Source organism: Blastococcus sp. SYSU DS0541 (genome assembly GCF_054050875.1).
In genome coordinates, this window is sequence record NZ_JBJHAD010000007.1 from 1 (window position 1) to 17,274 (window position 17,274).

Here is a 17,274-nt window from a genome sequence, read left to right on the forward strand (position 1 = left end):
GATCCCCACCGAAGCGGTTCACCGTTCGACTTGCATGTGTTAAGCACGCCGCCAGCGTTCGTCCTGAGCCAGGATCAAACTCTCCGTAGATGATTTGATACCGGCTGAGAACCGCGAGCTGACACTCGCGATATCAATCAACCAAAGGAATCCCAGCCACGACCACAAGAATCGCGGCACGGGGTATTACTTGGCACTGACTTTCGGCACGCTGTTGAGTTCTCAAGGAGCGGACGCGCAAGAAGTCCGGCCAATTTCTTGGCCCTCGTCCTAGGCGGTTTCCCCACTGTACACCGAGTTCCGCAGCAGCTCGCCCTCAGGGGCTCCGCCGGCGGTTTCCCAGGCCTCGCGGCCCGGTCCGTTCTCGCTCGGTGCATGGAGAACGATACACGCTCTGGAGGGGGGTCTGCAGGGGGGGTCCCTCGGTCGCCTCCGAAGCCCCCCGAGCCGCGTCGTTCCGGGCCTTCCGGGGCTCAGGCGACCCCGCGGGGGCGGAACTGGACGCTCACCCGGGGACCGACCGGCTTCGTCGTCTTCGGGATGCAGTGCTCCCACGTGCGCTGGCACGAGCCGCCCATGACGACCAGGTCGCCGTGGCCCAAGGGGAAGCGCAGCGACTCCCCGCCCCCGACCGGGCGCAGCAGCAACGGGCGGGGTGAGCCGAAGGAGACGATGGCGACCATCGTGTCCGCCGACCGGCCGCGGCCGATGCGGTCGCCGTGCCAGGCCACGCTGTCCCGCCCGTCCCGGTAGAGGCACATGCCGGCGGTGACGAAGGGTTCGCCCAGTTCCGGCAGGTAGTGCCGGTTCAGCAGGTCGCGGGCGTCGGTGAGCAGCGGGTGCGGCAGCGGCTCGTGACCGGAGTACCACCGGAGGAGCCGCGGAACGGCGACCTCCCGCTCGTACATCTGGCGGCGGTCCGCCCGCCAGCCGATGTCGCCCAGCAGCACCTCGAGCACCTCGTCCGAGCCGGTCACCCAACCCGGGAGATGGTCGACCCAGGCGCCGGCAGACAGCCGGTGCCGGACGACGTGCCCGGCGAGGGGCGTGACCGCGGCCTCTTCGGCGAGGTCCCACATCGAGGGCTGGTGCGCCACGTGCATGCCGGCACGCTACCCCGACTTTTCGCACATGTGTGCGAAAACCTGTGGAGAACTCAGGCGGTGAGAGCCAGGGCGAACGGGAGCACGGCGACCGCACCCGCCCGGCGCAGCTCCCGGCCGGCGACCGTCATGGTCCAGCGCGAGTCGGCCAGGTCGTCGACGAGCAGGACCGGCCCGGTCACCTCCGCCAGCCGGGCGCGCAGCTCCGGGCCCACGGCGATGCGGTCCCAGACCGCGGCCAGCCGGAACGCGCTGTTGCCACCAGGCTGTCCCGTCGGCCCGCCGTGGGCGAGCGAGAGCTCGCCGAGGTAGGGCAGCCGCCCCATCCGGGCCAGGCCCTGCGCGACGCCGTCCACCAGCTGCGGACGGCGTCGCGACGGCATCGCCACCACGGCCGCCGGGCGCTCCGCCCAGTCCCAGGCGGCGAGCACCCGGCCGCAGGCCCGCAGGAGCTCCTCGTCCGGCGGCACGTCGGAGACCGACCGGCGCACCGGGACGTCGAAGGCGGCGTCCGGGTCCTCCTCGATGCTCGGCGCCTCGAGGTCGAGCTCGACGACCCCGCCGACGCCGTCGTCACCGAGGAGGGAGCGCAGCCGCTGACCCCAGCCGAGGTCGGTGAGCCGGGCGACGGCGCGGCCGGTCTGCAGCTGCTCCCCGGGCGCGATCTTGCCCTTGACGTCGACACCGAGCCGGTCGGCGCCGGTCGGCCACATCGCGCGGGGCGCCAGCTCCACACCCGGCCGGTCGAGCGCGGCCGACGCCGCCTCGGACGCCGCCTCGGGCACGTCGGTCGCGTACCAGGGGCCCGCGCAGACGTCGCAGCGGCCACAGGGGGACGCCGTCGGGTCGTCGAGCGCGGACTGCAGGAAAGCCATGCGGCACTCGGCCTCGTCGACGGGCTTGGCGTAGGCGAGCATCGCCCGCTGCTCGGCCTCCCGGGTGCGGGTGACCCGGGCATAGCGGTCGGCGTCGTAGACCCACGGCCGCCCGGTGGACCGCCACCCGCCCTGCACGCGCTCGACCGCGCCGTCGACGGCGAGCACCTTGAGCAGCAGCTCGAGCCGCGAGCGGCGGACGTCGGCGACCGTCTCCAGCCGCGCCACCGACCAGGCCTTGCCGTCCGCCATGGCGGTGAGCACCGCGGCCGCGTGGTCCTCCCGCGGCATGGAGGAGGTGGCGAACCACTGCCAGATGGCGATGTCCTCGGGCCCGGGCAGCAGCAGGACGTCGGCGTGCTCGACGGCGCGGCCCGCGCGGCCGACCTGCTGGTAGTAGCTGACCGGCGACGATGGCGCACCCAGGTGGACGACGAAGCCGAGATCGGGCTTGTCGAAGCCCATGCCGAGCGCGGAGGTGGCGACCAGCGCCTTCACCCGGTTCTCCCGCAGCGCCTCCTCGGCGTCCTTGCGGTCGGCGTCGTCGAGGCGGCCGGTGTAGGCGCGCACCTCGTGGCCGGCGTCGCGCAGCAGGTTCGCCGTCTCCTCCGCCGCCGCCACCGTGAGCGTGTAGACGATGCCGCTGCCCGGGAGGTCGCCGAGGTGCGCGGCGAGCCAGGCCAGGCGCGCGCGGTCCGACGGCAGGCGCAGCACCCCGAGCCGCAGGGAGTCCCGGGAGAGCGGGCCGCGGACCGTGGTCACCTCGACCCCGCCGGCGCCCAGCTGCTCGGCGACGTCCTCCACCACCCGCTCGTTGGCGGTCGCGGTGGTCGCCAGCACCGGCGTCCCCGTGGGCAGGGTGCCCAGCAGGTCGCGGATGCGGCGGTAGTCGGGCCGGAAGTCGTGACCCCAGTCGGAGACGCAGTGCGCCTCGTCGACCACGACCAGGCCGCACCGGGCGACCAGGCCCGGCAGCTGCTCCTCGCGGAAGCGCGGGTTGGTCAGCCGCTCGGGGGAGACGAGCAGGACGTCGACGTCGTCGGCGGCCAGGCGGGCGGCGATGTCGTCCCACTCGGTCATGTTGGCGCTGGAGATCTCGACCGCTCGGATGCCGGCGCGGGCCGCCGCCGCCACCTGGTCGCGCATGAGCGCCAGCAGCGGCGACACCAGGAGCGTCGGCCCGGCGCCGCGGCGGCGCAGCAGCGCGGTGGACACGAAGTACACCGCGGACTTGCCCCAGCCGGTGCGCTGGACGACCAGCGCGCGCTGGGAGCGCTCCACCAGCGCGGCCACCGCGGCGTCCTGCCCCTCGCGGAAGACGGCGTCGGGGCGGCCGGTGAGCTCCCGGAGGATCTCCAGGGCCTCGTCGGCGATCGAGGACGGCGGTGCGGCGGTGCTCATGGCGACGACAGTAGGCACGACCAGGGACGGAACGGGTGGCCGCGCGCCACCTGGGGACGGCGGGGAGAATCCACAGGCGATGGCAAGGGACAGGGCACACCAGGGGCAGCTGCCGCCCGACAACCACGTGCACACCCACTGGTCGTGGGACACGCCCGACTCGTCGACCATGCGCAGGGCCTGCGAGCGGGCGATCGCCCAGGGGCTGCCGGCGGTCGCGTTCACCGAGCACCTGGACTTCACCGTCTGGCACGACGAGGACCGGGCGACCGCCGAGGGGCTGGTCGACCGCCACCCGGCCCACCAGCTGCCCATCGACGTCGAGGGGTACTTCGCCGAGCTGGCCGAGGTGCGGGACCGGTTCCCTGAGCTGCGCATCTGGTCGGGCGTCGAGACCGGCGAGCCGCACCTCTTCGCCGCCAGCATCGCCCGCCACCTCGAGGACTCCCCCGTCGACCGGATCCTGGGTTCGCTGCACTCGCTGACCGACGAAGGGCGGCTGGTCGGGGTGGGGCGGCTGCTGCACGTCGACGCCGACGCGACCATGCGCCGCTACCTCGGCGAGATGGTCGGGATGATCGAGAGCAGCGGCGTCTTCCAAGTCCTGGCCCACGTGGACTTCCCGCGGCGCTACTGGCCCGGCGGCAGCCACCGGTACGTCGAGAAGGACTACGAGGAGGAGTACCGGGCGGTCTTCCGGGCCCTCGCCGGCAGCGGCCGCGCGCTGGAGATCAACACCAGCAGCCCGCTGGCGTCGGCCGACCAGGTGCGCTGGTTCCACGAGGCCGGCGGCGAGGCGGTCAGCTTCGGCAGCGACGCGCACGCGCCCGCCCCCGTCGGGCAGAAGTTCGACCTCGCCGTCGCCGTCGCGGAGGCCGCCGGCTTCCGGCCCGGGCGCGACCGCTTCGACTTCTGGCGCCGCTGAGGGATCAGGTGACGGCCGGCGCCGGCCGGTACCAGGCCCAGAAGGCCAGGCCGACGACGAGCGACCAGAACGCCGATCCGATGCCGCCCACGGTGACGCCGCTGATCGCCACGAGGAAGGTGGCGACGACGGGGATCCGGTCCTCCGCCCGCGCGAGCGCCCCGCTCAGCGAGGCAGCCAGCACCGGCCACAGCGCCAGCCCCGCGGCCGCCGCGACGAAGCCGGCGGGCGCCGTGACCACGAGCGCGGCGACGGCGGCCGAGACCAGCGCGAAACCGACGTAGGCCAGGCCCGCGGTCCGCGCGGCCAGGTAGCGGCGCGCCGGGTCGGCGTCCGCCTCCGGGCCGGCGGCGAGGGCGGCGCTGATGGCGGCCAGGTTGACCGCGTGGCCGCCGAACGGGGCGCCGAGCACCGTCCCGGCGCCGGTCACCGCCATGGCCGACCGCCAGGGCGCCCGGTACCCGTAGGCGGCCAGCACCGCCATGCCCGGCACGTTCTGCGAGGCCATGGTCACCACGAACAGGGGCAGCGCCAGCCCGAGCACGGCCGTGGAGGTGAAGTCCGGTGTCGTCCACTCCAGGGCCGGGACGAGCGCGGACACCTCGACCCCGCCCTCGCGGTGGGCGAGCACCCCGATGATGCCGAGGGTGACGGCGAACGCGGCCGGCACCGCCCAGCGCGCGGAGAACCGCAGCAGCAGCGCCCAGACGAGGACGACGGGCACCACCAGCCACGGCATCTCCAGCGCGGACCGGACCGGCTCCAGGCACAGCGGGACGAGGACGCCGGCCAGCATCGCCTGGGCCAGCACCGGCGGGATGGCCGCGATCGCGCCGCCCAGCCGGGGCCACGCCGCGGTGAGCAGGACGAGCGCGCCGACCACCACGAAGGCGGCGACGGCCACCTCCCAGGAGGGCGCGGAGGCCGTCGCCAGCAGCGCGGCGCCGGGCGTGGACCAGGCCACGGTGATCGGCATGCGGGTCCGCTGCGCCAGCAGCACGGTGGCCAGCCCCATCGCGAGCGAGAGGACGACCAGGCCCGAGGCCGCCTGCCCCGGGGTGGCGCCGACCGCCCGGAGCCCGGTGAGCACGACCGCGAAGGAGCTGAGGAACCCGACGAGCGCCGTCACCAGCCCCGCGACAGTCGTCGAGGAGGGGGCGGCAGGCACGGCGCGGGACGGTAGCCCAGCGGCCCCGGGCGCCCCGCCCACGGCGGGCCGAGGTGGCCGACCTCACGCCCGCGCGAGGACGCACCGGGCCTACGTTGCTGATCATGGGCCTCGCTCCGACCGTCCGGGACGCCACCGTGGCCGACGCCGCGGCCTGCGCGGCGATCTACGCGCCCTACGTCACGGGTACGGCGATCACCTTCGAGACGGAGCCGCCGACGGCCGAGCAGATGGCCGGTCGGATCGCCGCGGCCCTGCGCACGCACGCCTGGCTGGTGCTCGAGGACGACGGCGCCGTCGTCGGGTACGCCTACGCCGGGCCGTACAAGGAGCGCGCCGCCTACCGGTGGTCCTGCGAGGTCAGCGTCTACCTGGCCGAGGGCCGAGGACGGCGCGGGGGCGGGCGCGCGCTCTACGCCGCGCTCTTCGAGCGGCTCGCCCGGCGCGGCTACCGCACCGCGATCGCCGGCATGACCCTGCCGAACGAGCCCAGCGAGGGGCTGCACGCGGCGATGGGCTTCGAGCCGATCGGCACCTACCGGCGGATCGGGTGGAAGCACGGCCGGTGGCGGGACGTGCTGTGGGCGCAGCGGCCGCTGGGCCCCTACGACGAGGACCCGGCCGAGCCCGCCTGACCGTGCTCAGACCCGGGCGGGGAGGCCGTCGAGCAGGGTCCGCAGCTGCGCCCGGCGGACCGGCTTGGTCAGCACGCCCTGCATCCCGGCCCGCAGGCAGGTGGCCCGCTCCTCCTCGGCGGTGGCGGCGGTGAGCGCGAGCAGCGTCGTCCCGGCCGCGGGGCCTGGCAGGCCGCGGATGGCCCGCGCCGCCTCCGGGCCCGACATGCGGGGCATCTGCATGTCCAGCAGGACGAGGTCGAAGTGCCCGAGCTCCACGGCCCGCACGGCCTCCTCGCCGTCCCCGACGGTGACGACGTCGGCGCCCTCGGCGCGCAGCAGCGCCTCGGCGACGCGCAGGTTGATGTCGTTGTCGTCGGCGACCAGCACCCGGATCCCGCGGAGCGGGGCGGCCGGGGTGGTGCCGGCGGGTGGGGCGGCGAGCTCCGGCGCGGGCGCCGGGGCGTCCGGCCGCGCGGCCGCGGCGGGCAGGTCGACGACCAGGGTGAACAGCGAGCCGGCGCCGGGCCGGCTGACGACGTCGATCCGCCCGCCCATGAGCTCCACGATCTGCCGGCTCAGGGCCAGCCCGAGCCCGGTCCCCCCGGCCCGGGCCCCCTGGGCGCCCTGGGTGAACGGCCGGAACAGCCGGTCGATCTCGTCGGGCTCCATGCCGGGGCCGGTGTCCCGGACCGACAGCCGGAGGCGGACCGTCGACCCGGTGGCGCAGCTGTCGGTGCGGACGGCGACGTCCACCCGGCCGCGCTCGGTGAACTTCAGCGCGTTCCCGACGAGATTCATGACGACCTGGCGCAGCCGCACGGGGTCGCCGACGACCACGGGGTGGTCACCGGCCGCGACGACGAGGTCCAGCCCCTTCCGGTGGGCCAGCGGGGCCAGCGCCGTCACGACCTCGGTGGCGACGTCGCCCGGCCGCAGCTCGCGTTCGGCGAGGGTGACCGAGGTGGTCTCGGCCTTGGACAGGTCCAGGACGTCGTTGAGCAGCGCCATCAGGGACTCACCCGAGCTGCGGGCGAGCTGCACGTACTCCGCCTGCCGCGGGTCGAGCGAGCCGAGGGTGAGCGCCTCGAGCATGCCGAGGACGCCGTTGAGCGGGGTGCGGATCTCGTGGCTGGCGGCGGCCAGGAACGCCGTCTTCGCACGGGTCGCGGCCAGCGCCTGGTCGCGCGCCGCGGCGAGCTCGCGGGCGGCGGCGCGCTCCCCCGTCACGTCCTTCATGGCGACGACGGCCCCGAGCAGGCGACCGGAGCTGTCCCGCATCGCCGCGCCGTCGCAGCGCAGGGTTCGCGCCTCGCGGTCGGCCGGGCGGATGACGAGGGTCGCGTCGTGCACCCCGCCCTCGCGCAGCGCGCGGAACAGCGGGATGCGCCCGGCCGGCATCGGCGTCACGCCGTCGGTCTCGAAGAGCGAGTAGGCGACGGCCTGCTGCTCCTCGTCCAGCCCGGCGTCCTCCGCCAGCCCGTGGAAGTCGCGGGACGCCCGGTTGAACAGGGTGAGGCGCCCCTCGGCGTCGCAGGCCACCACGCCGACGTCGATGCTCTCCAGCAGGGCCGCGGTCAGCGCGCCGCGCCGCTCCGCCTCGCGGACCAGCCGCCCCTGCTCGAACAGGGCCACCGCCTGCGCGGCGAGGTCCTCGAGCGCCGAGATCTGAGCCGGGGACATGCGGCCCGGCTCCTCGTCGAACACGCAGAGGCTGCCGAGCACCCGGCCGTCGGGCAGCTCCAGCGGTGCCGACGCGTAGAGGCGGATGGAGCCCGACCGGCCGTCGACCCACGGGTTGACCGCGAAGACGGGCTCGAGCGTGGCGTCGGGCACGTACCGCAGCGACTCGTCGCGCTGCGCGTAGTAGCACATGGACGACCGGACATCGGTCCGGCCGCCCTCGAAGCCCACGGAACCCACGCCGTGCTGGAAGCACTCGTCGAGCAGGTTCACCACCGCGTTCGGGACGCCGCAGACCGTGGCGGCGACCCGCGTCACCGCACGCAGCTGCTCATGCGGAGCGTCGTCCGGCAACCCGTACTCGGCGAGCAGGTCCTGCGCGGGGGTGGCCGTCGGCGGGACGGGGTGCGGCGTCACCATGCCCTTGTCGGCGTCCGGGGACAGGTCCTTGAACACCTCCCCCACAACTACTTCACCGCTAAGGAAAATGCGGCTAGGGTCCCCGGGGTGACGTCGACGCGCGTGGTGATCGCCCTCGGCGGCAACGCCATGACCGGCGCCGACGGCTCCGCCACGCCGGAGGCCCAGCGCGGCGCGATCCGGGAGGCCGCCGGGCACGTCGCCGAGGTGGTCGCCGCCGGTGTCCAGGTGGTGCTCACGCACGGCAACGGGCCCCAGGTCGGCAACCTGCTCGTCAAGAACGAGCTGGCCGCGCACGAGGTGCCGCCCGTCCCGCTGGACTGGAACGTCGCGCAGACCCAGGCCACGATCGGGTTCACCGTCGCCGACGAGCTCGACGCCGCCCTCGCCGCACGCGGCCTCGCCCAGCGCACCGCGGCACTGGTCACCCGCACCCTCGTCGACGCCGACGACCCGCACTTCGCCGAGCCCTCCAAGCCGGTCGGCCGCTTCCTGCCCCGCGAGCGGGCGGAACGGTTCGTCTCGCTCGGGCAGCGGTGGGAGGACCGCGGGGAGAAGGGCTGGCGGCGCGTCGTCGCCTCCCCCGAACCGCTGGCCGTCGTCGACTCCCCCGCCATCCACGCCCTGGCCGCGGCGGGGTTCGTCGTCGTCTGCGCCGGCGGTGGCGGCATCCCGGTGGTCGACGACCACGTGGACGGGCACGCGCTGCGCGGCGTGGAGGCGGTCATCGACAAGGACCTGACCGCCGCGATCCTCGCCCGTGACGTCGGCGCCGACACCCTGGTGATCGCCACCGACGTCCCGAACGTGATGGTCGACTTCGGGACGCCCGACCAGCGCCCCCTGGGCCGGGTCACCGCCGCCGAGCTGCGGGAGCTCGCCGAGGCCGGGCAGTTCGCCCGCGGCTCGATGGGCCCCAAGGTCGAGGCGGCCCTACGTTTCGTGGAGGCAGGCGGAACGCGCGCCGTCATCACCTCGCTCGACCACATCGCCGACGCCGTCCGTGGCGACGACGCCGGCACCGTCCTCACCTCCTCCTGAAGGGAATGCGCATGCCCGCACCGATCGAGGTCCGCAAGGTCCCGCTGCACAACGTCAGCGACGCCTCCGAGCTCGCCAAGCTCATCGACGACGGCGTGATGGACGCCGACCGCGTCGTCGCCGTCATCGGCAAGACCGAGGGCAACGGCGGGATCAACGACTACACGCGGATCATCGCCGACCGCGCCTTCCGCGAGGTGCTGCTCGAGAAGGGCTCGCGGAGCAAGGAGGAGGTCGGTGACATCCCCATCGTGTGGTCCGGCGGCACCGACGGCGTCATCAGCCCGCACGCCACGATCTTCGCCACGCTGCCCGAGGACGCGGTCGAGAAGACCGACGAGCCGCGGCTGACCGTCGGCTACGCGATGAGCGACGTCCTGCTGCCCGAGGACATCGGCCGCGTCGCGATGGTGGAGAAGGTCGCCGAGGGCGTGAAGAAGGCGATGGCGGCCGCCGGCATCACCGACCCGGCCGACGTCCACTACGTGCAGACGAAGACGCCGCTGCTGACGATCGACACGATCCGCGACGCCCACCAGCGCGGGGAGACGACGATCCTGGAGGAGCCGCACGGCTCGATGGACATCTCCAACGGCACGACGGCACTGGGGATCGCGGTGGCGCTCGGCGAGATCGAGATGCCGACGCAGGAGCAGATCATGCGCGACCTCTCCCTGTACTCCTCCGTCGCCTCGTGCTCGTCGGGCGTGGAGCTGGACCGGGCGCAGATCGTCGTCGTCGGCAACGCCCGCGGCCACGGCGGTAGCTACCGCGTGGGCCACTCGGTCATGAAGGACGCACTGGACCAGGACGGCATCTGGGCCGCGATCCGCGACGCCGGCCTGGAGCTGCCCGAGCGGCCGCACCACACCGATCTGGGCGACCGGCTGGTCAACGTCTTCCTCAAGTGCGAGGCCTCGCCCGACGGCAAGGTGCGCGGGCGGCGCAACGCGATGCTCGACGACTCCGACGTCTCGTGGCACCGCCAGATCAAGGCGTGCGTCGGTGGCGTGACGGCGTCGGTGACCGGCGACCCGGCGGTCTTCGTCTCGGTGGCCGCGGTGCACCAGGGCCCGTCCGGCGGCGGTCCGGTCGCCGCGATCGTCAAGGCGTGACGACAGCCCCGGGAGCCCCGGGAGCCCCGCAGCGAGGGGCGAGCGAGGAGCGGACCGGGGCGCGGAGTCGCGCCACGAGCGAGGCGTAAGAGCCCACAGCACGACTTCGGGGAAGCGGGGGTCCGGACCGGCGGTCCGGAGCCCTGCTTCCCCGAAGTCGTCCCCGGGGGTGGTCCGCCCCACCCGGCGCGCCTTCCCCGGCCCGGCGACCAGCGGCCTACGGTTCCGGGACGGCCCGCCCGCGGGCCGGTCCGCCGGTCGACCGCAGGGAGGAACGGGTCGTGCGCTCGTCCACGTCGTCAGGCTCCGCGCCGCTCCCCACGGCGGTCGCCCCGGCCCCCCCGACGCCGCGGCGCGCGCCCGAGCGCGACACCAGCATGGAGGACGCGGCGCGGCAGGCAGGCGTCCTCGCCCAGGCCTCGCGCGAGGTCTCCGACACGTCCGCGGAGGCCGCCGCGACGCTCGCCGAGCTGCGCGCCGCGATCGGCGACATCTCCACGAGCACCGGCCGGGCCTCCGCCATCGCCGAGGAGGCGGTGCGGGACGCGCGCGCCGTCGACGAGCGGATCGCCGCCCTGCAGACCGCCAGCGAGTCGATCACCCAGTTCGTCCGCCTGATCGGCGCGATCAGCCAGCAGAGCCGCTTCCTCGCGCTCAACGCCTCGGTCGAGGCCGCCCGGGCCGGCGACCTCGGCCGCGGCTTCGCCGTCGTGGCCGACGAGGTGAAGGAGCTCGCCGACCGCACCGCCCAGGCCGCCCGCGACATCGACGCCCAGATCACGGCGGTGCAGCGGGAGACGCAGCAGGCCGTGGAAGCGGTGCAGCGGATCACCGGGACGCTCGGCTCCATCGCCGAGGCGCAGGACACGATCGCCGCCGCCGTCGAGCAGCAGCGGGCGGCCACCGACCGCGTCGTCGAGAACGTCGAGCGCGCCGCCGGTGGCTCCGCGCGGATCAGCGACGCCGTCGGGCAGCTGGCCGAGAGCCAGCGGGTGGTCTACGTCCGCCGGGCGCTCGCGGTCGCCGAGCAGCACCTGGCCGACCTGGGCGGCGCAGGCCTCGGCGAGGGCCGCACCTCCCTGACCGTGCGCGACCAGACCACCGGCGCGACGCACACCGCCGCGCTCCCCGACCTCCTGATCGGCGGGCGGCCGCTCGAGCGCAGCGACGACCCCCGCCGGCCGGCCCCGCTCGTCGACGACGTGGTGCGCCAGGTCGGGGGCAGCTGCACGCTGTTCCAGCGCCTGGACGGCGACGGCGGCATGGTCCGGGTCGCGACGACCGTCCTCACCCCGGCCGGGCGGCGCAACGTGGGCACCGCCATCGGGCGCACCGGCCCCGACGGCCGCCCGAACCCGGTGCTCGCGGCGGTCCTCGCCGGCGAGACCTACACCGGTGCCGCGACGGTGGCCGACCGGCCCTACTTCACCGCCTACACCGGACTGCGAGCCCAGGACGGCGCCCTGATCGGCATGCTCTACGTCGGGCTGCCGATGGACGCGATGCCCGGCACCGCCCCGTGACGACGTCCTCCGTCTAGGTTGTCCACCGGACGCGCCGCGTCGCTGGGCGAGCACGAGGGGGATGCGGTGAAGCGGTCACGTCGCGTGAACGCCGCGCTCCCGGCCCTGGTGCTGCTGCTCGTCGTGATCGCGGAGGTCGTCAGCGGCCGTGGGCAGGTGGTCCTGGGGCTCAGCGTCATCGCCCCGCTCGCCTCGGCCACCTTCCTCGGCCGCCGGGCCACGGTGCTCTACGCGGCGGCCGCGTTCGTCGTCGCCACCCTGCTGGGCCTCTACAGCCAGCAGTACACCGCCGAGACGGCGGTGGCGCAGACGATCCGCCTGGTCGCCGTCGCCCTCGGCGGCGCTCTCGCCGTGGTCACCTGCGAGCTGCGGCTGCGCCGGGAGGCCCACGTCGCCCGGCTCGGCGCGGAGGCCGCCGCGACGCGGGCCGCCGTCCGGACCGGGGAGACGCTGCAGCGGGCGCTGCTGGGCGAGATCCCGAGCGTGCCGGGGCTGGAGACGGCCGCGCGCTACCTCCCCGGTGCCCGGGACGCGCAGGTGGGCGGGGACTGGTACGACGCCTTCCCGCTGGCCGACGGGCGGACGATGCTGGTCATCGGCGACGTCGCCGGCCACGATGCGCCCGCCGCGGCCACCATGGCGCAGACGCGCGGCATGCTCCGGGCCCTGGCCCGCGTGGGGCACGGCTCCCCCGCGGCCGCCCTGACCGTGCTGGACGACGTCCTGGCGGGCCTGGGCCTGGACACGCTGGTCACCGTCGCCGTCGCCACGATCGACCCGGAGGGCGTCCCCGCGGGCTCGGTGCCGCTGCAGTGGTCCAACGCGGGTCACCCCCCGCCGGTGGTCGTGCGGGCCGACGGCCGCGTCGAGGTGCTGGAGCGGATGCCCGACCGGCTGCTCGGCGCCGGCCCGGGCGACGGCCCGGCGCGCACCGACCACGACCTGCTGCTGCACCGGGGCGACACGCTGCTGCTCTACACCGACGGGCTGGTCGAGCGCCGCGGCATGACCCTCGACGACGGCACGACCTGGCTGGTGCGGACGCTGCGGGAGCTCGGCCGGGAGCCGCTGGACCGCATGTGCGACGGGCTGCTCAGCGCCCTGGGCAGCCGCGGCGACGACGACATCGCGCTGCTGGCGGTCCGCCTCCCCGCCTGACCGGCGGGCGCGGGTGCCGCGGCGGCCACCATGCCGGACGATGGGTGCCACCGCCGGACACGGACGGTCACCCGCCGGGGACGGCGATGCCGGCATCCCCACGTCAGGAGCCATCATGCGATCTGCCCGCGTGCCCGCCGCCCTGCTCACCGCCGCCCTGCTGACCGCGTGCGGCGGCGACGACCCCGGACCGGGAGGAGGGGAGGCGGCCGGCTTCCCCACGGAGAGCATCCGCCTGCTGGTCCCCTACACCGCCGGCGGGCCGACCGACATCGCGGCGCGGGCCCTGGCGGCGCACATGGAGGAGGAGCTCGGCGAGACCGTCGTCGTGGAGAACCTCCCCGGGGCGTCGGGCGCCACCGCGTACCAGCAGCTGATCCAGTCCGAGGCCGACGGCCACACCCTGTCCATGACGGCGCTGCCGACGGCGGTCCTCAACTACCTGACCAACGACGTCGGCTACACCCGTGAGGACTTCACCCCGATCGGCGTCGTCACGCGCGTGCCGTCGGGCATCGTGGTGCCGGCCGACTCGCCGCACCAGGACCTGGCCTCGCTGTTCGGGGCCGCGCAGTCGGATCCCGACTCGGTCACCGTCGGCACCCCCGGCGCCACGAACACGCACGCCGCCGAGACGCGGCGGATCACCCAGCTCTACGACGTGCCGCTGACGGTCGTCCCGTTCGACGGCAACTCCGAGGTGCAGACGGCGCTGCTGGGCGAGAACGTGACCGCCGGCTTCCTCAACCTCTCCCAGGACGTGCTGCCGGCGATCGAGTCCGGCGACCTCCGCGTCCTCGCCGTCGGCAGCGAGGAGCCGCTGCCGTACGTGGACGCCCCCACCTTCGTCGAGGAGGGGTACCCCGAGCTGGTCCAGAGCACGACCACCTTCGGGGTCATCGCCCCCGCCGGCCTCCCCGACGACGTGCGGCAGACCCTGGAGGACACGCTGCGCAGCGCCGGGGAGGAGCCGGCCGTGGTCGAGACGCTCGACGAGCGCTACGTCCCCGAGGAGTTCATCGGCAGCGCCGGGCTGGAGGAGCTGTTCGCCGAGACCGAGGAGACGTTCCGCGGCGTCCTGGGCGACTGAGCCGGTCACCCTCCTCGGTCGGAGCCGCCACCCACCACGGTCAGGTACCGCCGGGGGACGTCGTCCACCAGCCACACGCCGTTGGCGGAACGGCGGAAGGCGAACCCGTCCGCGGCCATGCCGGCCGCGTCCACCCGGAGCACCACCGCGCGTCCCCGTCGTCCGCCGACGGCCCGGGCGGTGGCGACGTCGGCCGAGAGGTGCACCGCGTGCCGGCGGCCCGGCCGCAGCCCCTCGACCAGGATGGCCGGGAGGAACCGCTCGACCGTGCCGTGGAACAGCTCCTCCGGCGGCGGCTCGGGCAGGTAGCCGAGCTCGACCGGCACGCTGTGCCCCTGGCTCGCCCGGATCCGGGTGCCCGTGTCGTCGAAGGCGAACCTGCGCTTGTCGTTCGCGGCCACGACGTGCTCGAGCTCCTCCCGGGAGATCCCCAGCGCCGCGAGCAGCCGGTCGACGTCGGCCCAGCCGGCCGCGTCCAGGGTGAGGCCCGCCGCGTCGGGGCGGTGGCGCAGCAGGAACGACAGCCGCTTGCTCGTCCGCACGACGTCCACCCCCGCTCCGCCCGCCTCAGCCCCGGCGGAGGAGGACGAAGGCGACGTCGTCGTCCGGGGCGTCGCCCAGCAGCCGCTCGGTGAGCAGGGTCTTCAGCTCCGCGGGGCCCAGGTGGCGGCCCTCCACGAGCGCCGCCGCGGCCCGGTCGATCCCCTCGTCGAGCACCTCGTCCCGCCGCTCCACCAGGCCGTCGGTGTAGAGCAGGAGCGTCGAGCCGGCGGGCAGCGGCCGCTCCACCTCCGGGCGGGCGCCGTCCACCACGGCGAGCGGGAGGCCGCGCGCGTCCTCCAGCAGCAGGCTGGTGCCGTCCTCCTGGACCAGCACCGCCGGCAGGTGCCCCGCGCTGCTGTAGCAGAGGGTGCCGGCGTGGACGTCGATGACGGCGCAGAACATGGTGCTGACGGCGGCGCCGGGCACCATGGCGGCGAACCGGTCCAGCGCCTCGAGCACGTGGGAGGGCGACCGGCTCTCGAGCAGCAGCGCCCGCCCGGCGCTGCGCAGCTGACCCATCACCGCGGCGGCGGGCAACCCGCGACCGACCACGTCACCCACCACCACGCCGTAGCCGCCGTCGGGCAGGTCCACCACGTCGTACCAGTCGCCGCCCACCTCGAGGGTCCCGGTGGCCGGCTCGTAGTGGACGGCGAACCCCTCGGGCAGCACGGTGGGGCCGAGGACCGCCCGCTGCAGGGTGACGGCGACGTCGGTGAAGAACTGCGCCCGCACCCGCTCGGAGCGCGCCCGTTCCTCGGCCCGCCGGCGCTCGGCCGCGACCGCCTGGGCATCGCCGACCGCCGCGGCGACCTGGCCCGCGGCGAGCGTCATGAAGATGCGGTAGTCGTCGTCGAGGGGGAGGTGCGGGCTGGCACCCAGGACCAGGGCGCCGATCGGCCGCTCGGCGCCGGCGGCGGTGAGCGGCAGGACGACGGCGGTGTCGACGTCGGCCTGGCCGGCGGGGCTCGCACCGGCGCTGGACAGTCCGGGCAACCGCGCGGCGAGCCCGGTCACCGTCTGCGCTTCCCCGGTCGCCACGGCCCGGCGCACCCGCTCGGGAATCGAGCTGGTGGCGAGCTCGCCGTCGACGGCGAGGCCCTGGCCGGCGACGAACCGCGGGGCACCGTCGCCCCCGTCCGACAGGTAGACCAGCCCGAACGGGCAGTCGGCCCGGGCGTCGGCCAGCACCCCGAGGGCCGTGGACACCGCCTCGGTCGTGTCCCCGTGCGCGGCCCGGGGGAGGCTGCCGAGCCGCTGGAGGACGCCGAGCCGGCGGGCGGCGAGCACGCGGTGGGTGGTCTCCACGACGGTGTCGAGCAGGCCGACCACCGCGCCGCCCGGCTCCACCACCGGGCTGAACGAGAAGGAGAAGTAGGTCTCCTCCTCGAACCCGTTGCGCGTCATGACGAGGGGCAGGTCCTCGGAGTAGGTGGCCCGCCCGGCCATCACCTCCCCGACCATGGGGTCGAGGGCGCTCCAGATGTCCGACCAGACCTCCCGCGCCGAGCGACCCAGGGCGGCGGGGTGGCGGGCCCCCAGCATCGGGGCGTAGGCGTCGTTGTAGATCATGACGAGCTCCGGGCCCCACATGAGCAGGAACGGGAAGCGCGAGTTCAGCGCGCTGCTCAGTGCGGTCCGGAGCGTCGACGACCACTCTGCCTGCGGCCCCAGGGGGGTGGTCGACCAGTCGTGCTCGAGGACCATGCGCTGCAGCTCCGACCGCGGACCGCCGGGGATCAACTCCGCCAGATGCCTGTTCAGCGCTCCGCTCCCCGCCCGCCCGGGCACGCCTCGCGCCGCCGTCCCGGCGGCCGTTCGCTCGTGCTGCCCGGCATCTTCGCACCCGCGACCGCAGCCGGCGTATTGGGCGCGATCAGAAGCCACCCCGCCGGGTTGCCACCTCGGCCGGGGCGGGATCGCCGCACCGGCCCCGCCGAACGGGCGATCGAGGCCGGTGCGCAGGTCTCGCAGCGGTCAGCGGGAGTAGTACTCAACCACGAGCTGCTCCTCGCAGACGACGGGCACCTCCTCGCGGGTGGGGGTCCGCTCGTAGCGGCAGACCAGGTCGGCGAGGTGCACCTCGAGGTACGTCGGCGCCTCGGCGTGCGCCCCGGAGGCGGCGACGACGAACGGGTCCTTGGCACGCGACTTCTCGGCGATCTGCACGAAGTCGCCCGGGTCGAGCCGGTAGGAGGGGCGGTCGACGCGCTTGCCGTTGACCAGCACGTGCTGGTGGGTGACGAACTGGCGGGCCTGGTAGATGGTGCGGGCGAAGCCGGCGCGCAACACGGTCGCGTCCAGGCGCGACTCGAGGTCCTGGATCAGCGCCTCGCCGGTCTTGCCGCCGGTGCGCTTGGCGCGGTCGAAGGCGGCTCGCAGCTGGGTCTCGCTGATGTCGTACTGCGCCCGGAGCCGCTGCTTCTCCTTGAGGCGGGTGGAGTAGTCGCTGTCCTTGCGACGCTTCCGCCCGTGCTCGCCCGGCGGGTAGGGGCGGCGCTCGAAGTACGGGACGCACTTCGGGGTGAGCGGGATGCCCAGCGCGCGGCTGAGCCGGACCTTGGGACGGGGGGTGTTCACTGGGGACCTCCGGTTTGGTTAGGCTCACCTTACTA

The 17,274-nt window shown here is 74.9% G+C and carries 14 protein-coding genes and 1 rRNA gene; 7 read left to right on the plus strand and 8 right to left on the minus strand.

Features of this window, described 5'->3' with window-relative positions:
- From ACI794_RS09525 to ACI794_RS09535, 3 genes are all read right to left on the minus strand, one after another.
- Positions 1–90, minus strand: a 16S ribosomal RNA gene (locus ACI794_RS09525); the annotation flags it as partial.
- Between the two features lie 383 nt (positions 91–473).
- Positions 474–1,103: an alpha-ketoglutarate-dependent dioxygenase AlkB gene (locus ACI794_RS09530; protein WP_456603323.1), complete on the minus strand. Its 630-nt coding sequence runs from the start codon at positions 1,101–1,103 to the stop codon at positions 474–476.
- Positions 1,104–1,156: 53 nt separating this feature from the next.
- Positions 1,157–3,379 (minus strand): DEAD/DEAH box helicase, encoded by a 2,223-nt coding sequence (locus tag ACI794_RS09535; RefSeq protein WP_456582762.1) that lies wholly within the window; start codon positions 3,377–3,379, stop codon positions 1,157–1,159.
- A gap of 79 nt (positions 3,380–3,458) precedes the next feature.
- On the opposite strand from ACI794_RS09535, the gene ACI794_RS09540 reads away from it, so the two are divergent.
- Positions 3,459–4,304, plus strand: coding sequence for a PHP domain-containing protein (locus ACI794_RS09540; RefSeq protein WP_456616250.1), 846 nt, complete (start codon positions 3,459–3,461; stop codon positions 4,302–4,304).
- 4 nt (positions 4,305–4,308) lie between these two features.
- Here ACI794_RS09540 and ACI794_RS09545 read toward each other — a convergent pair whose 3' ends face one another.
- Positions 4,309–5,472, minus strand: a complete 1,164-nt coding sequence (locus ACI794_RS09545) for a benzoate/H(+) symporter BenE family transporter (protein WP_456616251.1) — start codon at positions 5,470–5,472, stop codon at positions 4,309–4,311.
- 104 nt (positions 5,473–5,576) lie between these two features.
- On the opposite strand from ACI794_RS09545, the gene ACI794_RS09550 reads away from it, so the two are divergent.
- Positions 5,577–6,107, plus strand: coding sequence for an N-acetyltransferase family protein (locus ACI794_RS09550; protein ID WP_456616252.1), 531 nt, complete (start codon positions 5,577–5,579; stop codon positions 6,105–6,107).
- A gap of 6 nt (positions 6,108–6,113) precedes the next feature.
- On the opposite strand, the gene ACI794_RS09555 is transcribed toward ACI794_RS09550, so the two are convergent.
- Entirely contained in the window at positions 6,114–8,225 is a 2,112-nt protein-coding gene (locus ACI794_RS09555; protein WP_456616253.1) for an ATP-binding protein, read from the minus strand.
- Positions 8,226–8,276: 51 nt separating this feature from the next.
- Between ACI794_RS09555 and ACI794_RS09560 the strand changes: the two genes are divergently transcribed.
- The 5 genes from ACI794_RS09560 to ACI794_RS09580 all read left to right on the plus strand — a co-directional run bounded on the left by ACI794_RS09560 (position 8,277) and on the right by ACI794_RS09580 (position 14,116).
- Entirely contained in the window at positions 8,277–9,230 is a 954-nt protein-coding gene (locus ACI794_RS09560) for a carbamate kinase (protein WP_456616254.1), read from the plus strand.
- 11 nt (positions 9,231–9,241) lie between these two features.
- On the plus strand, positions 9,242–10,345 hold the full coding sequence (gene bar, locus ACI794_RS09565; protein ID WP_456603329.1) for a barbiturase: 1,104 nt from the start codon (positions 9,242–9,244) through the stop codon (positions 10,343–10,345).
- A gap of 281 nt (positions 10,346–10,626) precedes the next feature.
- Positions 10,627–11,868, plus strand: coding sequence for a Cache 3/Cache 2 fusion domain-containing protein (locus ACI794_RS09570; RefSeq protein ID WP_456616255.1), 1,242 nt, complete (start codon positions 10,627–10,629; stop codon positions 11,866–11,868).
- An 84-nt stretch (positions 11,869–11,952) separates the two neighbouring features.
- A complete protein-coding gene (locus tag ACI794_RS09575) occupies positions 11,953–13,026 on the plus strand; it encodes a PP2C family protein-serine/threonine phosphatase (protein ID WP_456603333.1) in 1,074 nt (357 codons plus the stop codon).
- A 115-nt stretch (positions 13,027–13,141) separates the two neighbouring features.
- Positions 13,142–14,116: a tripartite tricarboxylate transporter substrate binding protein gene (locus tag ACI794_RS09580; RefSeq protein ID WP_456603334.1), complete on the plus strand. Its 975-nt coding sequence runs from the start codon at positions 13,142–13,144 to the stop codon at positions 14,114–14,116.
- A gap of 5 nt (positions 14,117–14,121) precedes the next feature.
- On the opposite strand, the gene ACI794_RS09585 is transcribed toward ACI794_RS09580, so the two are convergent.
- The 3 genes from ACI794_RS09585 to rpsD all read right to left on the minus strand — a co-directional run bounded on the left by ACI794_RS09585 (position 14,122) and on the right by rpsD (position 17,239).
- Positions 14,122–14,667, minus strand: coding sequence for an RNA 2'-phosphotransferase (locus ACI794_RS09585; protein WP_456616256.1), 546 nt, complete (start codon positions 14,665–14,667; stop codon positions 14,122–14,124).
- 16 nt (positions 14,668–14,683) lie between these two features.
- Positions 14,684–16,366, minus strand: a complete 1,683-nt coding sequence (locus tag ACI794_RS09590; RefSeq protein WP_456603336.1) for a SpoIIE family protein phosphatase — start codon at positions 16,364–16,366, stop codon at positions 14,684–14,686.
- Between the two features lie 270 nt (positions 16,367–16,636).
- Positions 16,637–17,239, minus strand: coding sequence for a 30S ribosomal protein S4 (gene rpsD / locus ACI794_RS09595; protein ID WP_456603337.1), 603 nt, complete (start codon positions 17,237–17,239; stop codon positions 16,637–16,639).
- Between the last annotated feature and the right edge of the window lie 35 nt (positions 17,240–17,274).